The following is an 18,896-nucleotide window of genomic DNA, read 5'->3' on the forward strand; positions in this document are numbered from 1 at the left end:
ACTCAGATCCGGATCAGGAAGGTTGCTCCCGCATCCTCCTCCTGCGGCGCCAGCACCAGGCTGCCGCCGTGGTCCTGCACGATCTGCCGCGCCAGGCTCAGCCCGATCCCGGTGCCGCCCTCGCGCAGCGAGAAGAACGGCCGGAAGATCAGTGCCGCCTCCGCCGGGGCCACGCCCGCGCCGCTGTCGCGGATGCCGATCGTCACCTGCTCGGCATCGGCCCGGGCCCACAGCGCCACCCAGGCCGGGCGGCGCGGGCCGGCCAAAGCCGCCTGCGCGCCGTTGGTCGTCAGCGCGATCAGCGCCTGCACCAGCAGGTCGCCGTCCAGCCGGGCGACGATGTCGGGCATGGGCGGATGCAGGCGCAGCGCGACGCCCTGCCCCTCCCACATGCTGTGGAACAGCCGTCCGACATCGTGCAGCATCGCCCCGACCGACAGGGCGCGCGGGGCCACGGGCGGCAGGCGCGCCAGATGCCGGTATCCCTGCACGAACCGGTCCAGCCCCTGGATACGGCGCAGGATGGTCGCCACCGCCAGCGCGGCCTCGGGCATCGCCGCCGCGTCCCCGCCGGCCAGCATATCCTGCGCGCTTTCGGCCAGCGAGGACACCGGGGTCAGCGAATTCATGATCTCGTGGCTCAGCACCTGCAGGACCTCGCGCAGGGCGGTGGCCTCGCCCGCATTCAGCTCGGCCTCGATATCCGTCAGCGCCACCAGCCGGGCCAGGGGACCGTGCAGGCTGGCCTGCGCCACCGACAGGGCGTAATGGCGCGCCCCGCCCGGACGGTCCAGCCGCACCACGGCCCGGCCCTGCGCCTCGGCCCGCGCCAAGGAGGATGCCAGGGTAGATGCGAGGGAAGCCGCCAGCGCCGCGGGCGGGTCCGGCACCCGGTCATCGGTACCGAACAGCCGCCGCGCCGCGCGGTTGGCGGCGCGCAGCACGCCGTCATGCGTCACGCCCAGCAGCGGCACCGGCGCATGGTCCAGCATGGCGCGCAGCATCGCGGTCTGGTCCGGGCGCGACGGCGGGGCGCGCAGCCGGGCCGCCCGGTTCCGCACCCGCTGTTCCAGCCGCGCCAGCCGCCCCAGCACCAGCGCCCCCAGCAGCAGCGCACAAGCCGACATGACCAGGGCGGCGGCATAGAACCGGTGCAGCACGCACAGCACCACCAGCCCCCCGCACGACGCGACCCCGGCCAGGCAGCAAGCGACCGGGACCAGCCCCGGCGCGACATGTTCGACATCCCGCGCGCCGCCGGCCGCCATGTCGGCCATCGCGCCCTACAGCCCGTGCCGCGCCATGCGCCGGTACAGCGCCGGGCGGGTCAGCCCCAGTTCGCGCGCGGCGTGGCTGACATTGAAGCCGTGGCGGCGCAGCGCGGCCTCGATCATCGTCTTTTCGGACTGCGCCAATGTCAGGTCCTGAACAGCCGAGTCCTGGGCGGCCGGGTCCTGCTCCGCCGCGTCCCCGGCACCTGGCATCGGTTCCGCCAGATCCTCCGGCCCCAGCACCGGCGCCCGCGCCAGCACGGTGGCCCGCTCCATCGCCTGCCGCAGCCCGCGCACATTGTCGGGCCACGGACGCGCGGCCAGCGCCGCCTCGGCCTCGGGCGACAGGCTGCGCTCGGCCACATTGTGCCGCCGCCCGAACAGGCGCAGGAAGTGCCGCGCCAGCACGCCGATTTCCGCGCCCCGCGCCGCGAGCGGCGGCAGGACCAGCGTCACGACCGACAGGCGATGCAGCAGGTCCGGCAGTACCGCCTCGCGCAGCGCGGCGCCGCCCACGCGCGCCGTGGCCAGCAGCCGCGCCCCGCACCCGGCCTGCAGGCGTGCCAGCAGGCGCTGCTGCCAGGCCGCCGGCCAGGCGCCGATCTCCTCGGCCAGCAGCGTATCGCCCGCCCCCACGGCCGCCAGCCGGATCGACAGCGCCTCCTCGCCCTCGCCCAGCATCGGGTCCAGCACCACCAGCCGTCCCGCCCGCTGCGCCGACAGGCGATGGATCCGCCGGGCCAGCGCCGTCTTGCCCGCCCCGGCCGGCCCGCTCAGCAGCACGCTCGCCTGGGTCGGGGCCACCCGGTCGGCGCGCTCCAGCACGTCGCGCGTCACCGCACAGCCGGCGATCATCATCCCGTCATCCGGCCCGGCCGTCTGCGACGGCGCGCCGTCCCCGCCGCCCGCGCCGGAACCGTCCGGCCGAACCGGCAGCCGCGCGGCCAGGCGCCGGCGATGCGTGGCCAGCGCATCCTCGATGGTCGCGACCAGCCGGTCGTTCTTCCATGGCTTCATCACGAAATCCGCCGCCCCGGCCCGCATCGCCGCCACCGCGATCGCCACCCCGCTATGCCCCGTCACCACCACCACCGGCAGGCCCGGATCATGCGCCAGCACCGCACGCAGGCAGGCCAGCCCCTCCTCGCCATTGGTGGCGCCACGCCGGTAATTCAGGTCCAGCAGCACGGCGGACACCGGCGACGCGGCCAGGGCGCTCAGCGCCTGCTCGGGATTCTCCGCCGCGACCATGTCGAACCCCCGGCGCCGCAGCAGCAGCGACGTCGCCTGGCGGATATCGGCATCGTCATCGACGAACAGGATGCACGGCGCCGCCGAAGACCCGCCCGAAGGCGAAACCGGGGGGTGCGGCACAACGGGGCTTGACGCGGCGTCGGACATGTTCGGATCCGGACAGTGCTGTTCGCTGGCGGACACCAGCCTCGGACATATGCGATAATATCGTTATTATTCAACGATGTAAAAAATGATTCCACAAGAGTTACACTGTTCGGCAGGCAAAGGAAGTCGAATATGCCGGACAGTGTCGCCCCATCATCCGCCAGCCCCTCCGGGGCATCCACGCGCCCCGCACGAGCCGCCGGGGCCGCCGGGGCCGCCGAGCCCGCGTCGTCGCCCGGGCGCGCGCCGGGCGCGGGCATGGACCGCCGCGTCGCGCCCTCGCGCATGCGCCGGCTGCGCCCCTATCTGCGCTATGGCGCCGGCGTGCTGGTGCTGGCCGTCGGACTGGCCGCCTGGCGCCTGGTCCCCGCATCGGGCAGCCTGGCCGTGGCGCAGGACGATCTTGCGATCGATACCGTGCACGTCCAGCCCTTTCTGGACTACCTGCCGGTGCGCGCGACGGTGGCCCCGCTGCACGTCACCTTCCTGGGCGCGGTCCAGGGCGGGCAGGTCGCCTCGGTCGCGGTGCCCGACGGGATTCTAGTCCATCCGGGCGACGTGCTGGCCCGCCTGACCAATCCGCAGCTCGAACTGGATGTCAGCACGCGCGAGGCCGCGATCGCCGGCCAGTTGGGCGACCTCAGCGCCCAGCGCCTGGCCCTGCAGCAATCGCAGACCGGCGAGGACGGCACGATCGCCGAAGCCAGCTACAATCTGCTGAAAGCCGGGCACGAGCTGGCGATCCGCCGGCAGCTTCTGGCCCAGGGGTTCGAATCCGACGCCAACGTCAAGACCTTCGCGGACGAGGACGCCTATTATGCCGGGCGCCTGGCCCTGCTGCGCGCCGCCCGGCAGAAGGACCGCGCCGTCGCCCAGGCCCAGGCCAGGGAACTCGACGGCACGGCGGAACGGCTGCGCCACACGCTGGCGGCGGTCGAGGACAGCCTGTCCTCGCTGACCCTGCGCGCGCCCGTCGCCGGCCGCCTGACCAACTTCACCCTCCAGCCCGGCCAGACGCTGAAGGCCGGCGACCCGATCGGCCAGATCGACAGCGAGGGCGCATGGCGGCTGGATGCCGACATCGACGAATTCTACCTCGCCCGCGTCGCGGTGGGCGAGCACGGCATCGCGCAGATCGACGGCCATGACGTGCCCTTTACGGTGGCGCGCGTCCATCCGCAGATCACCGCCGGCCAGTTCCGCGCCGAACTGACCTTCGACACGACGCCCCCCGCCGCCCTGCGCCGGGGCGAAAGCGTGGAATGCCGCCTGACCCTGGGCCGCACCCGTCAGGCGCTGATCGCTCCCAACGGCGCCTGGCTGGACGGCAGCGGCGGCAATTCGGTCTTCGTCGTCTCGGCGGACGGGCATCATGCGACGCGCCGCGCGATCAGCGTCGGCGGCCGCAACCCCGAACAGGTGGAAATCACCGCGGGCCTGCGCGACGGCGAGCGGATCGTGACGTCCGCCTACACGAATTTTCACGATTTCAACCAGCTTCTCATCCGATAGGACCGCGCCATGCTGATCCAGCTTGCCGACATCAACCGCCTGTACCGGTCGGACGAGGTCGAGACCACCGCCCTGCATGACGTGCACCTGACGATCGAGCGCGGCGAATTCGTCGCCATCATGGGGCCCAGCGGCTGCGGCAAATCGACCCTGCTGAACATCCTGGGCACGATCGACCGGCCCAGCAGCGGCAGCTACCGTTTCGGCGATCACGAGCTCAGCACCATGGCCGAGGCCGAGCTGGCGCAGTTCCGCCGCAGCCATCTGGGCTATATCTTCCAGAGCTTCAACCTGATCGACGAACTGACGATCGAGGAAAATGTCGAACTGGCGCTGATCTATCGCAAGATGCCCCGCGCCGAGCGCCGCGCGCGCGTCGGCGCCGCGATGGACCGCGTCAGCATCGGCCACCGCGCGCGCCATTACCCCAGCCAGCTTTCGGGCGGCCAGCAGCAGCGCGCGGCGATCGCGCGCGCCATCGTGGGCGAGCCCGACCTGATCCTGGCCGACGAACCCACCGGCAATCTCGATACCGAGAACGGCATGCAGGTGATGGATATCCTGCAGACCCTCAATCGCGAGGGCGCGACCATCGTGATGGTCACCCACTCGCCCAGCCATGCCGACATGGCCCGGCGCCGCGTGGACATGCTGGACGGCCAGATCGTGATCTCGGTCCGCAACGCCATCTGATTTTCCATCCGCCCCCGGGAACGGAGCCGCCTGATGCTGCTGCATGGAATGCTGACCTTCTGCCGGATGCTGTCGCGCCACCGGCTCTACGCCGTCCTGAATATCGGCGGTCTGGGGCTGGGAATCGCGGTGTTCCTGCTGCTGTCGCTAGTGGTGCGCTACGAATACGGCTATGACCGGTTCTGGCCGGATCAGGCCGACATCTACCGGCTGGACCAGCTCTGGGCGCATTCGGTCGGGGTGCCCGGCGATCGCACGGATTTTTCGACCTATCGCGCCCGCGACGCGCTGCGCGCCGAATTTCCGCAGATCCGCGCCAGCAGCCGCCTGATCCCCCAGCAGGTCACCCTGATCGCGCCGCCATCCGACCTGCGGAACGGCGGCGCGCGCATCATGGAATCGGAGCAGATCCAGTTCGTCGATCCGGAATTGCCGGATGTCCTGGCGCTGCCGGTCATCGACGGGCAGCGCGCCGAGGCCCTGGCCGCGCCGGACCGGATCGTGCTGTCGGCACGCCTGGCGCGCAAATATTTCGGCACGATCCACGCCGTGGGCCGCACGATGCGGATGGTGGTCGACGGATCGGCGCAAACCTATGTGGTGTCGGCCGTCTTTCGCGACCTGCCCCTCGCCTCGACCTACCGGATCGACGCGGCGGCGCCGATACCCGAACGTATCCGCGGCCGGCGCTCCCTGAATCTCTGGGCAGCCGGCACCGGCGTGACCCTGCTACGCTTTTCCGATCGCATGGGCATGCAAGCCGTCGCGGCGCGTCTGGGCGATTTCATCGCCCGGCACAGCAACGATGCGCCGACCTTGCAATATACTAGGGGTTTTGCGCTGACGCCCCTGGCGGACATGCATTTCCGCGATGCGACGGCCGGCGCCGATCGCGACAGCGTGCTGGCGCTGGGCATCGTCGGAGTCCTCGCGCTGCTGGCCGCGACCATCAATTACGTCAACTTGGCGACCGCGCGCGCCATGCTGCGCGCGCGTGAGGTCGCGATGCGCAAGACGCTGGGCGCGTCGCGCGCCCTGCTGACGATCCAGTTCCTGGGCGAGGCCGTCGCCATGGTCGCGCTGGCCGCCCTGCTGGGCCTGGCGCTGACCGAACTGGCCCTGCCGCCGCTGAACATGCTGTGCGGCTGGCAAGTCGCGATATCCTATGGCTGGCTGCTGCCGCGCCTGACGCTGCTTGTCGTCGTGGCGGGCGTCGGCGCCGGTCTCTATCCCGCCCTGGTCCTGGCCGCCTATGCGCCGGCCCGCATCCTGGCGGCCGCGCGCATGCCGTCCATGGGGCGGATGGGGACGCGGATCCGCGCAATCCTGGTCGGGGCGCAATTCGTCTTCGCCATCGGCTTCGCCATCTGCGCGCTGGTCATCGACCTGCAGGTGGCGCATCTGCGCGATGCCGATCGGGGCTTTCGCCGCGATGGGCTGATCATCGTCAGCAGCATGGCCGACGATGCGCTTCGTCCGCGCCAACAGGCACTGCTGGACAGCTTCGCCAAACTGCCGGGCGTACGCTCCGTCACCCAATCCGATCGCGCGCCCGGCAACGACCTCCTGTCGATGCAGTCCGTCTGGCGGCCGGGTGCCGCGAACCGGCAGCAGGAACTGGTCCAACAGCACGTCGGCCGGGATTATTTCCGTACCTATGCAACGCCGCTGCTCGCCGGCCGCCTGTTCGACGACGCGCACGGCACCGACATCGCCCCGGAAGACCGCGACGACCCGCGCGCCAGCAACATCGTCATCAACCGCAGCGCCGCCGCCGCCCTGGGCTTCGCCTCGCCGGACGCCGCGATCGGCCGGCCCGTCACGGCGCAGATCGGGACCGGGACCGCGCCGCGCACGATCATAGGCGTCGTCGCGGATGCCCGCTTCGGGTCCGGCACCAGGCCGGTGGAACCGCAATTTTATTATTATCAGCCCGGCATCATCGGCGGGTCCAACGCCGCCATCCGCTTCGCCGGCCCCACCGAACGCGCGATGCTGGCGGCCCTGGCGCGTGGCTGGCGCCAGCTTGTGCCCGATATCCAGTTCGATGCCGCGTCGGCCGACGACCGTCTGGCACGTTTCTATCAGCCGGACCAGCGGCGCGGGCAGCTCTTCACCGCCGGCGCCGTCGTCGCCATCGCCATATCCTGCCTGGGCCTGTACGGACTTTCCGCCTTCAACGCCACGCGACGGCTGGGCGAGATCGGCATCCGCAAGACGCTGGGCGCCGGCACCGCCGACGTGCTGCGCCTGCTGCTGGTCCAGTTCATCCGGCCGGTCGCAGTTTCGGCGCTGGTCGCGTGGCCCGTCGCCTGGTTGGCCATGCGGACCTGGCTGGCCGGCTTCGACCAGCGCATCGCGCTCTCCCCGCTCTATTTCCTCGCCGTCACGCTGGGCGCCGTGGCGCTCGCGGCCGCGACCGTGCTGGGCCAGACCATCCGCGTCGCCCGCGCCGAACCCGCCCGCGCCCTGCGCCATGACTGATCCCCGTCTCCACCCGTTCCGCGAAGGTCCCCGATCATGCTGATCGCCAATGCCCTGGTCGCCTTCTACCGCTCCACGCTGCGGCACCGGCTCTATGTCGCCCTGAACATCGCCGGGCTGGGCCTGGGAATTGCGGTGTTCCTGGTACTTTCGCTGGTGGCGCGATACGAGTACGGGTTCGATCGCGCCGTACCGGACGCCGCAGACATCTATCGGCTGGACGAAATCTGGAACCTGCCCGGCCGCACGCTGATACATGCCCCGGAAGTCAGCTTCATGGCCTTCGATCCGCTGCGCACCGATTTTCCGCAGATCCGCGCCGCGACCCGGCTGGCCCCACGCAGAGCGGCCATCGATACCGGCCACGGCGATCCGGTGACGATCCCGGTCGATTTCGTCGATCCCGGCTTCCTCGACGTCTTTTCCCTCGCTCTGCGCGACGGCACGGCGGGGGACGCGCTGGCCGCCCCCGACCGCGTGGCCGTCAGCGAGTCCACCGCGCGCCGCCTGTTCGGCACGGTGCGGGCACGCGGCCGGCGGATCTTCATCACCGTCGACGATCGGCGCACGCTCTATACCGTCTCGGCCGTGTTTCGCGACGTCCCCCGTGACCGCACGCTGCGCCCCGACCTGCTGGCCGCCTTTCCACAGGCCATGAAGGACGTCATGCCCGCCTTCCATATCTGGGAGAGCAGCTCGGGCCAGATCTGGCTGCGGTTCCGCTCCGCCGCCGACGCAAACGCGCTGGCGGCCGGCCTGCCGGACTTCGTCCGGCGGCGCGCCAGCATGCCGCCACAGTTGCAGCCCGGCTGGTACAAGCTGGCGCTGATGCCGCTGCTGGATGCGCATTTCCGCGATCTTCATCTCTATGGCGGCGACGACGACGGCAACAGCACCGACCGGCGGGTGGTCGACGCGCTGCAGATCGTCGGCGTCCTGGCCCTGGTGGCTGCCGCGATCAATTACGTCAATCTGGCGACCGCGCGCGCCGGACTGCGCGCGCGCGAGGTCGCGCTGCGCAAGGTCCTGGGCGCGACGCGTCCGCATCTGCTGGCCCAGTTTCTGGCGGAATCGATCTTGCTGCTGATCCCCTGCGCCGTGCTGGGCCTGGCGCTGACGGAAATCGCCCTGCCGTTCGTCGACAGGCTGGGCGGCTGGTCGGTCAGGATCGATTATCTCTGGCTGGTCCCGCGCCTGGTCGCCATCGTGCTGGTGGTCGGCATCGCCGCCGGCCTGTATCCGGCGCTGGTCCTGTCCGGCTACCGGCCGGCCGCCGTCCTGGCGGCCACGCGCCAGCCGGCGGGCGGGCGAATGGGCCGGCGATTGCGCAATGCCCTGGTGGTGATGCAATTCAGCTTCGCCGTCGCGTTCGCCATCTGCACGCTGGTGGTCAACGCGCAGGCATCGTTCCTGCGCCAGGCCGACCGCGGCTTCCGCCAGGACCGGCTTTTCCTGGTTTCTCTTGAAAGTTCCAGGAAAATCGATGCGCGGCAGCAATCCATCATGGACAATTTCCGCGCACTGCCCGGCGTGCGGTCCGTGACCTTGTCCGACCGGCAGCCGCGCCCGAACAGCCAGTCCAACGACACGTTCAAGCGCGCCGACCGCCCGCAGACCGATCCGCTGCTGACGGTCGAATGGGTCGGACGCGACTATGTCCGCACCTATGGCGCCACCCTGCTGGCCGGCCGCTGGTTCGACGCCGCCCATGGCCAGGATACCGCCCTGAAACCCGGCTACGCCGACGGCACGCCCGCCACCGCCAGTATCGTCATCAACGAACAGGCCAGCCGTACCCTTGGCTTTTCCGATCCATCGCAGGCGCTCGGCCATGTGCTGATCAAGGGCCAGATCCGTTTCGTCATCATCGGCGTAGCGCGCGACGTCCGCTTCAGGTCGCCGCGCGCGCCGGTGGACCCGCAGGTCTATCTGCGCACCGACGACATGGTTCCCTTCGCCGTCATCGCCGTCCGCGCGGACTCGGTGCCGCCGCAGGTCATGCTGGACCGGCTGCAGGCCGCATGGCGCACATTGGCGCCGGACATGCCGTTCATGGGCGAGGCCGCCGCGACACGCCTGGCCCCCTATTTCCAGCCGGATGCGCGGCGCGGGCAATTATTCACCCTGGGCGCCGTCGTCGCCGTCGCCATCGCCTGTATCGGGCTCTACGGCCTGTCCTCCTTCAGCGCCGCGCGCCGCATCCACGAGATCGGCATCCGCAAGACGCTGGGCGCCAACACGCGGCAGGTGCTGGCCCTGCTGATCGGCCAGTTCCTGCGGCCGGTGCTGCTGGCCAATCTGATCGCCTGGCCGGCCGCGTGGGTCGCCATGCGCGGCTGGCTGGCCGGGTTCGACGAACGGGTGGGCCTGTCGCCCCTGCAATTCGCGACGGTCAGCCTGCTGGCCGCCCTGCTCTCCCTGCTCACCATCCTCGGCCAGACCATCCGCGTCGCCCGCGCCGAGCCCGCGAAGGCACTTCGCCATGAATAAGCGCATCCTCCTGCTGGCGACGATCGCAGCATTCCCGTTCGGCCCGGCCGGCGCCCACCCGCGCCCGGCGCCCGAGGCCCCTGCTCTCCAGCAAACCGTGGCCCCGCAAACCGTGGCCCTGCAAACCATGACCCTGGAGCAGGCCATGACCCTGGCCTATCGCGGCAATCCGGCCCTGCTGGGCCAGCAGGCGACGCAGCGCGCGGCGGCCGAGGACGAAGCCGCCGCCCGCGCCGGCTGGCGGCCGACCGTCACCGCCTACGCGGACGCATCCTACCAGCAGGGTCCCTATATCGGCGCCTTCGCCCTGGGCTCGGTCCAGAGCAACTATGCCGACACGTATCTCTCGGTCCGCCAGCCGATCTATACGGGCGGCCAGGTCGCCAACAAGGTGCGCGCCGCCGACGCCCGCGCCCATGCCGCCAACCATGCCCTGCGCCTGACCGAGGCGCAGATGTTCCAGGCCGTGATCGGCGCCTATATGGACGTGCTGCGCGACCGCGACATCCTGGCGGTGCGCCAGGCCGACCTGGGCACGCTGACCCGCCAGGCGGCGCTGACCAGCGCGCGGTACGCCCTGGGCGGCGATGCCGCCCGCCAGGTCACCCGGACCGACGTCGAGCAGGCCCGGGCCCAGCGCAACGCCGCCGAGGTCGCCCTGGCCGCCGCACAGGCGCAACTGACCGCCAGCACCGCCGCCTTCCGCGCCGCCGTGGGGCAGGACCCGGGCCCGTTGCGCCAGCCCGGCGCCCTGCCCGCCCTGCCCGCCGGCCTGCATCAGGCCGTCGCCCTGGCGGTGCAGTCCAACCCTGCCCTGGCCCGCGACCGCGCCGCCGAGGACGCCAGCGCCGCCGATATCGACACCGCCCGCGCCGCCTGGAATCCCTCCATCGGGATCACCGCCAGCCTGGGCGCGATCGGCCCGGCCTCGCCCTTCCACACCAACGCCTATGACCAGGAGGTCACGGGCATGGTCACCCTCTCGCAGCCGCTGGAAAGCGGCGGGCTGTACAGCGCGCAGATCCGCCAGGCCCGCGACCGGTTCGAAACCGCCCGCCAGACGGTCGAGGCCAGCCGCCGCGCGGCGATCCAGAGCGTGGTCACCGCCTGGCAGCAGATGCAGTCCGGCCTGGCGGCCATCCGCGCCGGCAGCGCGCAGGTCGCCTCGGCCGCCGACGCGCTGCGCGGCTATCAGCTTGAATATGGCTATGGCATGCGCAGCACGATCGACGTGCTGATCGCCGACCAGAACCTGCGCGCGGCCGAGGTCGCGCTGGCGCAAAGCCGGCACGACACGATCGTGGCCGAGGCCGGCCTGCTGGCCGCCACCGGCCGCCTGTCGGCCGACATGCTGCTGCCCGGGACGCGCCCCTATGACGCCGACGCCGCCCTGCGCCGCGCCCGCGCGCCCGGCTGGGTGCCGTGGGATGGCGCCGTCGCCGCCCTGGACCGGGTGGGCTGGCGCGATGCGTGCCCGTCCGGCAACCCCTGCCGCTGATCCCATGCGCCTTCCATGCCCTCTCATGCGCATCGCATGACCGGCCGGTCCCACCGGCCCGGCGCGCCATCGACGCTGACCGACGCGCAATGGGCGCGCATTGCCCCGCATGTCGTCGGCGACGCGCGCTCGCGCGGCCGCACGGGCCGGGACAACCGGCTGTTCGTCGAGGCCGTGCTGTGGATGGTGCGTACCGGCGCACATTGGCGCGACCTGCCCGAGCCCTTCGGCCGCTGGAACAGCATTTTCCGCCGCTTCCGCCGCTGGGGCCTCGGCGGCGTCTGGCACCGCATCATCGCCGCCATGGCGGACGATCCGGATTTCGCCTATCGCATCGTCGCGGAAACCCTGATCTCGACCGATCCGCGCGCCGCCGGCCCCGGCCTGCCGGTCCCGCCGCCGCGCGGGCACAGCACCCCGGACGCGCGGATTTCGGACCCGTCCCGCCGGTCCGGCACAGCCGCCCGCGTAAAGATCTGAAATGGACATTATGTTTCACACGCCGGGAACCCGCCGGTCCCGTCCTCCGCCGGGAACGGGAAATACCTTCGCCGCCGCTCCGCCGGCCGCCCGGAATTCTGGAATATATGGTCCACTCGCCCGACATCGGGTCGCACAGGCGTGATCGCACCCGCCGACATCGGCATGCCACCATCCGGCCCGCTCCACGACATGGGAGAAGAGGCGATGATCGATCACGTCTCCATCAGGGTCCGCAGCATCCAGCGCGCACGCGCCTTCTATGACCGGGTCCTGGTGCCGCTGGGCCTGACCTGCACGGTACGGGGCGCCCCCGAATATGCGGGTTACGGCCTCGATGGCCGCGACCCTTTCCTGTGGCTGACCCTGCATGACGGGTCATCGGGCCACATCCAGCTCGCCTTCGCCGCGCCCAGCCGCGCAGCGGTCGAGGATTTCCACGTGGCGGCCCTCGCCGCCGGCGGCCGCGAACGCGCCAGCCCGGGGATGCAGACCGAAGGGGGCCTTCCCTATTTCGCCGCCTCGGTGCTGGACCCGGACCGCCACGAGATCTCGGCCGTCTGCCGCATCGGGCCCTGACTGCCCCACCTCCCGGCCGCCGGATTATAAAGCAACCGCTCGGCTGCCGATCCACCGCCGATGAAGACCCTCGCGCTTCGCGTCCTTACACTGTGACTTGGGCACACTGTCACTGGGGCACTGGCGCCAGGGCACCCTCGCCGGAGCACCGTCAGGGGACGATACACCCAGGAAAGAATCAGCCGCCCTGCCGCCGCGGCACACTATGCGTCGCGCGAAAACCGCGCAGCCCGGCGCGGTGCGCCGCGTAAATCTGCGCCGGCGTGCTGTCGGCCGCGTCCCCTGCCGTGGCGCGCGGCTCAGCCTGCTCTTCAGCGCCCCGGTCTTCAACATCTGGCGGGCACGGACGGGTATCCCGTGTCCCGAGCAATGGCGGAATTGTGAAACGGCCGGAGCCATTCTGGCCGGCAACGGATGGCGTCAGCATTGCTGCTCTCCGAGAAGGTCCCCCCTTGCATGCCGCATCGGGATCGACCTTCACGAAAACTTAAGCACAAACGCCCCTCCGATAAAGCGCGGATTTCATCCAGCCGCCCTGCATCCGGAACATGGCGCGCACCGGCATCGCTGCCCCCCGAAAAGCAAAACCCGCGGCTGCATGCGCAGCCGCGGGTTCCGCCAGGCGGTCAGGCGAAAATCCGGATCAGAAATTCGCGTTGATGCGCCCGTAATAGAAACCGCCGGTGAACGGAATGCCCGAGGAGTTCTGGTCGTACTGGTTGGCACCCAGATAATTGACGACCAGCGGCAGGCGACGCGGACGGATATTGAAGATGTTGTTCGCGCCGATGGCGACGTGCCAGTGACGGTCCACGCGATAGCCCACTTCCAGGTCCGTCAGCCACGCCGGCGTGTTCTTGAACTGCTGCCAGCAGACGTTCGAATATTGCAGCGGATCGCCATTGCACAGCTCGGTCGTCGACGCCTGGTCCTCATAGCTCTGCAGCAGCTTGGTTTCGCCGTAGCGGGTCTGGCGCACATTCACGTCCCACTGGCCGACCGTCCAATGGGCCTGCAGGATGATCTTGCTGCGCGGCGACCCGTTGGCCAGATAGGACGCCGTCTGCGCGTTCAGCGACGGCATGCCGTTGGCCAGCGTGTTGATGTGGCTGACCGTCGTGCGGTTCAGGTTGATTCCCATGCTCAGATCGACATTGCCGTACTCGCCCAGGCGCAGCAGGTAGTCGGACATGATGTCCAGGCCCTGGGTCCGGGTGCTGCCGACATTGGCGAAGTAGTTCACGAACACGTCGGAATTGGTGATGCCCGCCGGCAGCGTCGCCCCGGTCAGGTCGATCGCATCCAGCGCCGCAGGGCCGCCAACGGTGCCGCTGCCGAAAATCCGGTCACGGATGTTGATCTGATAGACATCGACCGACACGTGCCAGCCATCGACCGGCTCCAGCACCAGGCCGGCCTCGGCGCTGGTCGAGCGCTCCGGCTTCAGCGGCAGCGCGCCGACCGACCGGCCGGCCGCGCCGGTGGTCGACAGCAGGCCCGTGGCGCCGGTCGGCGACACGTTCAGGGCGCTGAAATGCTCTTCCGGCAGGGTCGGCGCACGGAAACCGTTGCTGATCGTGCCGCGGATGGCGATGCGGTGGGTGAAGTCATAACGGGTCGAGACCTTGCCGTTCTCGGTATCGCCGAAATCGGTGTAGTGCTCGAACCGTCCCGCGAAATCCAGGTCCCAGTGCGGCAGCGGATGGAAATCGCCATCCAGATAGCCGGCCCAGATGTCACGGCCCCACTTGCCCGCGTTCTGCGGCATCAGGCCGGCATAGCCCTGCGCGCCGCCGAGTTCGTACGAGGGCGGATTGCCCGGCCAGATCTGGTACTGCTCCAGGCGGTGCTCGGCGCCGAAGGCCACCGTCACCGGCACGACATTGGCGATCTTCAGCCGGCGGCGGAAATCGGCATTGTTCGTCCACTGCGCCAGCGAATATTGCTCGGCCATCACCGTGGTCGGCGAGAAGCCGGTCTGCTTGTACAGGTTCGGGTTGGCGGTATTCTTGTTGCCGATATCGTCGTCGTCCTGGCCGTATGTCGTGCTGACATCCCAGTCGAAGCCGAGGAAATTATCGCCCTTCAGGCCCAGGGTCGCGGCGAAGTCGTTTTCGTCGATCGTCTCCAGCGGCGAGAACCCGTACGGATACAGCGCCGGCGCCTTGGTCGGCGTGCGGTAATTCTCATACGCCTCGCTGTGACGGTGGGCATAGGTGATCTGCCCGTATCCCTGCACGCCTTCGGTCAGCGTCTTGCCGAAATCGATCAGCAGGTTCTCGCGCGTCTCCTCCGGCGTGCTCATGATCATGTTGGAATTGCTGGGGAAGTTCACGCCCGGCGTATAATCCACATTGCCCGGCACCGAGCGCAGGTCATGCGCGCCCGGCGGCACCATGTGGTCGGCATGCATGACCTGGCCGGCTATATGGACATAGCCGTCGTCGCCGAAGCCGAACCCGCCATCGAGATTGGTCTGGTACTGCCAGCCATCGCCGTTATAGGCGTTCGCGCCGGTCTGGCCGCTCAGATTCAGCCCGTGCGCCGTCTTCTTGGTGATGATGTTGACCACGCCCGCGATGGCGTCCGACCCGTACATGGCCGCCGCGCCGTCACGCAGGATTTCGATATGGTCGATCGCGTTCGCCGGCAGCATGTTCAGGTCGACCGGCGTCGATCCCTGCTGCGGGCCCTGGTCGGCATAGATGTTCGCCGTGGTATGGCGGCGCTTGCCGTCCACCAGCACCAGCACTTCGTTCGGGTTCAGGCCGCGCATGCGGATCGACGAGGTCAGCGCCCCGGCGTCGGCGCCCATCGCTTCCTGGGTGATCGACGGGTCCATGCGCGTCAGCGCGTCGGCCAGGTTGACCTGCCCGGTGCGGGTCAGGGTGGCGGCGGAAATCACGGTGATCGGCGCCGTCGAATCGCGGGCATGGCGGTTGAAGGCATGGGTGCCGGTCACGATCACGGCTTCGCCCGAATCAGGCGGCGCATGATAGACGGGCGCCGCAACCGGGGCGACGACGGCGGCAGGAGCAGGACGATTGACGAAATGCGCCCGGGTCGCGGGGCTGACCTGCTGCGCGGAGGGCCTGACCTTCTTCTTGGCCTTGCTGACGTGACGATGGGCCGACGCCGCACTCGGGGCGGTGGTGCCGGACGTGGCGCTACCGGACGTGGCGCTCTGGGCTAACGCCCCTGAAATATCGCACTGAATTGCCAGGATGGTGGCCGCAATAAGGCTTCGCCTTAGGGTCATTGATGTAACGTGCTCCTGCATACATCATTATTTGAATGGTCCCCAATGGAAACGAAACCGCCCGGGACTTCAATGCCAAAACGCGACCGCACATATCGAATTCGGAATATATGACATTTTTATCACAATCCTCGCGCCGACATCCCGTAACATGTTCATTCAAATAAAATTTTTTCCGAAATTGCTGTTGCAACTCTGACTATTTAAACGGCACGCTTTTTGGAATTTCAGCCTATGAAAGCGGCAATCGGCACGTGTCCATTCCGATCGCCGACCGCAATGGTCCGGGTGGTCGGACATGCTGTTCCAGTTATTCGGCGGGTGCGTGGCAATCCTTTTATGGATGGATCAAATATATTTCATTCACACCATGCAATCAGTACCGGACTGTTCCGATTTCCGCGCGCCATGACCGCCCCGCGCCCATCCGCACGCGCCGCTTCCCGGCGCGGTACAGGGCGGATTGCGGCGCGATCCGCCCCCGGCTTTACTCGTCCCGAGACCGGAGACACCGATGACGCTGCCGTCGCCCGCCCGCCCCGCGCCCCGCCGGCGCGCGCTGCTGATTCTCGGCATGGCCGGCGGGCTGGCGGCGCTGGCCCTCATCCTGGCCGGCGGCTATGCCGCCTGGGTACTGCGGTCCAGCCGTCCGGTCCTGGCCGGCAGCCTGACGCTGCCCGGCCTGTCGGCGCCGGTCACCATCGCCCGCGACGCCGACGGCGTGCCGACCCTGGTCGCGCGGACCCGCCCCGACCTGGCACGGGCGCTGGGCTTCCTGCATGGGCAGGAACGGTTCTTCCAGATGGATCTGCTGCGCCGCGTGGGGGCGGGCACGCTGTCGGAACTGGTCGGCCCCGCCGCCCTGGAGCTGGACCGCGCGCACCGGCTGCATCAGTTCCGGGCCCGCGCCGCCGCCGTGCTGGCACGGCAGGATGACGCCGACCGGGCCCTGCTGGCGGCCTATGCCGACGGGGTGAATGCCGGCCGCGCGGCGCTGGGACATGACCCGTTCGAATATACGCTGCTGCGCGTCCGCCCCGTGCCCTGGACCGCCCGCGACTCGCTGCTGGTCGTCTATGCGATGTATTTCGACCTGCAGAGCGCGGACGGCGCCGGCCAGCGCCTGCGCGCCGCGCTGCGCCACCGATGGGGCCCGGCCATGGCCGCATTCCTGGACCCGGACCGCACGCCGCTGGACGCGCCGGCCGACGGATCGTCCGCCTCGGCACCCGCCATGCCCGACAGCCTGCCCGGCGCCGAGGCGCACGGCGACGCCCCGGCCACCGGAGCCCTTCCCACACCCGCCTCCGCCCCCGCCCCCGCCCCCGAACGCGGATCGAACAATTTCGCGGTCGCGGGCCGCCTGACCGGTACGGGCGCCGCCATGGTGGCCGACGACATGCATCTGGGCCTGTCGGTCCCCAATATCTGGTACCGCGCGCGCCAGATCGTGCGCGCGCCCATCGTGCCCACCCCTGGCCAGGCGGATCGGGGCGTCCCGGCGCTCGACCTGTCCGGCGTCACCCTGCCCGGCGAGCCGTACCAGATCGTCGGCAGCAATGGCCGCATCGCCTGGGCCTTCACCGACGGCTATATCGAAAGCGGCGACCTGATCACGCTGGACGTCCCGCCCGGCGAGCCGGCGCGCGATCCGGCGCATTACCTGACGCCGGACGGCCCGCGCGCCTTCGGCATGGTGCATGACACGCTCTGCGCCGCCCATGCCGGCTGCCGGCCGCTCGACATCCGCACCACGATCTGGGGCCCCGTGACCGGCCGCGCCCCGGACGGCGCGCCCCAGGTCTGGCGCTGGAGCGCCGAGGACGACAATGCCGTCGCCTATCGCGGCATGCGCGCGCTGGAATCCGCCGCCGGCGTCGACGCGGCGCTGGACGCCGCGCACCGGACCGGCCTGCCGCAGGAAAACATGCTGGTGGGCGATCGCGACGGCCATATCGGCTGGACCATCATCGGCCCGGTGCCCCGCCGCGTCGGGCTGGACGACCAGGTGCCGCATTCCTGGGCCGACGGCAGCCATCGCTGGGACGGATACCTGTCCGCCGCCGAAATCCCGATCCTGCGCGACCCGCCGGGCGGGCGGCTCTGGACCGCGAACGGGCGGGTGGTCGGCGGCGCGGCGCTGGCTGTGCTGGGCGATGGCGGCTATGCCGACGGGCTGCGCGCCGGGCGCATCCGCGATGATCTGTACGCGCGCGACCATTTCACCGAATCCGACCTGCTGTCCATCCAGACCGACGACCACGCGGTGGTGCTGCGCCCCTGGCAGGCCCTGCTGGCCAGCGCCATCGCCGCCCGCCCCGCGCGGGCCGACCTGGCGGCCATGGCGCCCTATGTCGCGCGCTGGGGCGAACGGGCCCGGCCGGATTCGGTGGGCTACCATCTGGTCCACGCCTTCCGCGCCCATGCGCTGTCGATCGTCTTCGGCGCCTATGCCCGCCCGCTGACGGCCGGCGCCGCCCCGCCCCGCATGCCGGCCCGCGCCGCCTGGGCGGTCGGGCGGCTGCTGACCGACCGGCCCGCCGGCCTCCTGCCGCCCCCCTGGCGGACCTGGGACAGCGTGACCGACGCAATCCTGGACGCCCTGGCCGCCGATGTCGCCCGGGCGGGCGGGCTGCGCCATTTCCAGTGGGGCACGGTCAACCATGTCGGCATCCACCATCCGCTCGCCCGCGCCGTCCCGCTGCTGGGCCGCCTGACCGACCCGCCGGACCTGCCCGAAGCCGGCGACACGATGCTGCCCCGCGTCGCCGTGCCCGGCTTCGGCGCCTCGGAACGGCTGGTCGTCAGCCCGGGGCACGAGGACACGGCCCTGCTGGACATGCCGATGGGCCAGGCCGCCAACCCGCTGGCGCCCTATTACGGCGCCGGCCAGGCCGCCTGGGTCGCCGGCGCGCCGCGCCCCCTGCTGCCCGGCCCCGCCCGCTGGACCCTGACCCTGACGCCGCCCCTGGCGCCGTGACGGGCCGGCATGACATTCGCCGGCATGACATTCGTCACCTCCGTTTCATGACGGCGGCCACTGCTCCGGGCCGCACCGCCTGCCCCATCCTGTCGCCGCCCAGACATGTGACAGGAAGAAAGGCACCCGGAACATGACGTCATTTTTCATGCGCACGAGCACTCGAATAAGTACCTCTACGGATGGAGGATTTAAGCCATTTATTTCGATGTAAGTTTGCAGGACACCCCTCAATAATACCCCACATCC

At 70.0% G+C, this 18,896-nt stretch carries 10 protein-coding genes and 1 pseudogene; 8 read left to right on the plus strand and 3 right to left on the minus strand.

From position 1 onward, the window contains the following. Positions 1 to 2: 2 nt before the first annotated feature. On the minus strand, positions 3 to 1,277 hold the full coding sequence (locus QN315_RS07590) for a HAMP domain-containing sensor histidine kinase (protein WP_323992649.1): 1,275 nt from the start codon (positions 1,275 to 1,277) through the stop codon (positions 3 to 5). 6 nt (positions 1,278 to 1,283) lie between these two features. Beyond that, complete coding sequence (locus QN315_RS07595) at positions 1,284 to 2,672, minus strand: response regulator (protein ID WP_323992651.1); 1,389 nt, start codon at positions 2,670 to 2,672, stop codon at positions 1,284 to 1,286. 132 nt (positions 2,673 to 2,804) lie between these two features. Between QN315_RS07595 and QN315_RS07600 the strand changes: the two genes are divergently transcribed. The 7 genes and pseudogenes from QN315_RS07600 to QN315_RS07630 all read left to right on the plus strand — a co-directional run bounded on the left by QN315_RS07600 (position 2,805) and on the right by QN315_RS07630 (position 12,408). After that, positions 2,805 to 4,184, plus strand: a complete 1,380-nt coding sequence (locus QN315_RS07600) for an efflux RND transporter periplasmic adaptor subunit (RefSeq protein WP_323992653.1) — start codon at positions 2,805 to 2,807, stop codon at positions 4,182 to 4,184. A gap of 9 nt (positions 4,185 to 4,193) precedes the next feature. Then, complete coding sequence (locus QN315_RS07605) at positions 4,194 to 4,877, plus strand: ABC transporter ATP-binding protein (protein ID WP_176640858.1); 684 nt, start codon at positions 4,194 to 4,196, stop codon at positions 4,875 to 4,877. A gap of 33 nt (positions 4,878 to 4,910) precedes the next feature. Next, positions 4,911 to 7,361: an ABC transporter permease gene (locus QN315_RS07610; protein ID WP_323992655.1), complete on the plus strand. Its 2,451-nt coding sequence runs from the start codon at positions 4,911 to 4,913 to the stop codon at positions 7,359 to 7,361. Positions 7,362 to 7,397: 36 nt separating this feature from the next. Then, positions 7,398 to 9,851 (plus strand): ABC transporter permease, encoded by a 2,454-nt coding sequence (locus QN315_RS07615; protein ID WP_323992657.1) that lies wholly within the window; start codon positions 7,398 to 7,400, stop codon positions 9,849 to 9,851. Beyond that, positions 9,844 to 11,349, plus strand: coding sequence for a TolC family outer membrane protein (locus QN315_RS07620; protein WP_323992659.1), 1,506 nt, complete (start codon positions 9,844 to 9,846; stop codon positions 11,347 to 11,349). Before QN315_RS07615 ends, QN315_RS07620 begins: the two co-directional genes overlap by 8 nt. A gap of 36 nt (positions 11,350 to 11,385) precedes the next feature. After that, positions 11,386 to 11,727: pseudogene (locus QN315_RS07625) on the plus strand (transposase); the annotation flags it as partial. A gap of 243 nt (positions 11,728 to 11,970) precedes the next feature. Then, positions 11,971 to 12,408: a VOC family protein gene (locus tag QN315_RS07630; RefSeq protein WP_317135281.1), complete on the plus strand. Its 438-nt coding sequence runs from the start codon at positions 11,971 to 11,973 to the stop codon at positions 12,406 to 12,408. A gap of 643 nt (positions 12,409 to 13,051) precedes the next feature. Here QN315_RS07630 and QN315_RS07635 read toward each other — a convergent pair. Continuing rightward, positions 13,052 to 15,667, minus strand: coding sequence for a TonB-dependent receptor (locus QN315_RS07635; RefSeq protein WP_323992661.1), 2,616 nt, complete (start codon positions 15,665 to 15,667; stop codon positions 13,052 to 13,054). Between the two features lie 514 nt (positions 15,668 to 16,181). Here QN315_RS07635 and QN315_RS07640 point away from each other — a divergent pair. Next, positions 16,182 to 18,647 (plus strand): penicillin acylase family protein, encoded by a 2,466-nt coding sequence (locus QN315_RS07640; protein ID WP_323992663.1) that lies wholly within the window; start codon positions 16,182 to 16,184, stop codon positions 18,645 to 18,647. Positions 18,648 to 18,896: the final 249 nt, after the last annotated feature.

Origin of the sequence: Nguyenibacter sp. L1 (assembly GCF_035199985.1) — a bacterium.
In the GTDB taxonomy this organism is placed as follows: Bacteria; Pseudomonadota; Alphaproteobacteria; order Acetobacterales; family Acetobacteraceae; genus Gluconacetobacter; species Gluconacetobacter vanlangensis.

Bases quoted from the DNA above. Each gene is read 5' to 3' on its own strand.
- QN315_RS07590 (WP_323992649.1), bottom strand. From the start codon at position 1,277: ATGGCCGACATGGCGGCCGGCGGCGCGCGGGATGTCGAACATGTCGCG.
- QN315_RS07595 (WP_323992651.1), bottom strand. From the start codon at position 2,672: ATGTCCGACGCCGCGTCAAGCCCCGTTGTGCCGCACCCCCCGGTTTCG.
- QN315_RS07600 (WP_323992653.1), top strand. From the start codon at position 2,805: ATGCCGGACAGTGTCGCCCCATCATCCGCCAGCCCCTCCGGGGCATCC.
- QN315_RS07605 (WP_176640858.1), top strand. From the start codon at position 4,194: ATGCTGATCCAGCTTGCCGACATCAACCGCCTGTACCGGTCGGACGAG.
- QN315_RS07610 (WP_323992655.1), top strand. From the start codon at position 4,911: ATGCTGCTGCATGGAATGCTGACCTTCTGCCGGATGCTGTCGCGCCAC.
- QN315_RS07615 (WP_323992657.1), top strand. From the start codon at position 7,398: ATGCTGATCGCCAATGCCCTGGTCGCCTTCTACCGCTCCACGCTGCGG.
- QN315_RS07620 (WP_323992659.1), top strand. From the start codon at position 9,844: ATGAATAAGCGCATCCTCCTGCTGGCGACGATCGCAGCATTCCCGTTC.
- QN315_RS07635 (WP_323992661.1), bottom strand. From the start codon at position 15,667: ATGACCCTAAGGCGAAGCCTTATTGCGGCCACCATCCTGGCAATTCAG.
- QN315_RS07640 (WP_323992663.1), top strand. From the start codon at position 16,182: ATGACGCTGCCGTCGCCCGCCCGCCCCGCGCCCCGCCGGCGCGCGCTG.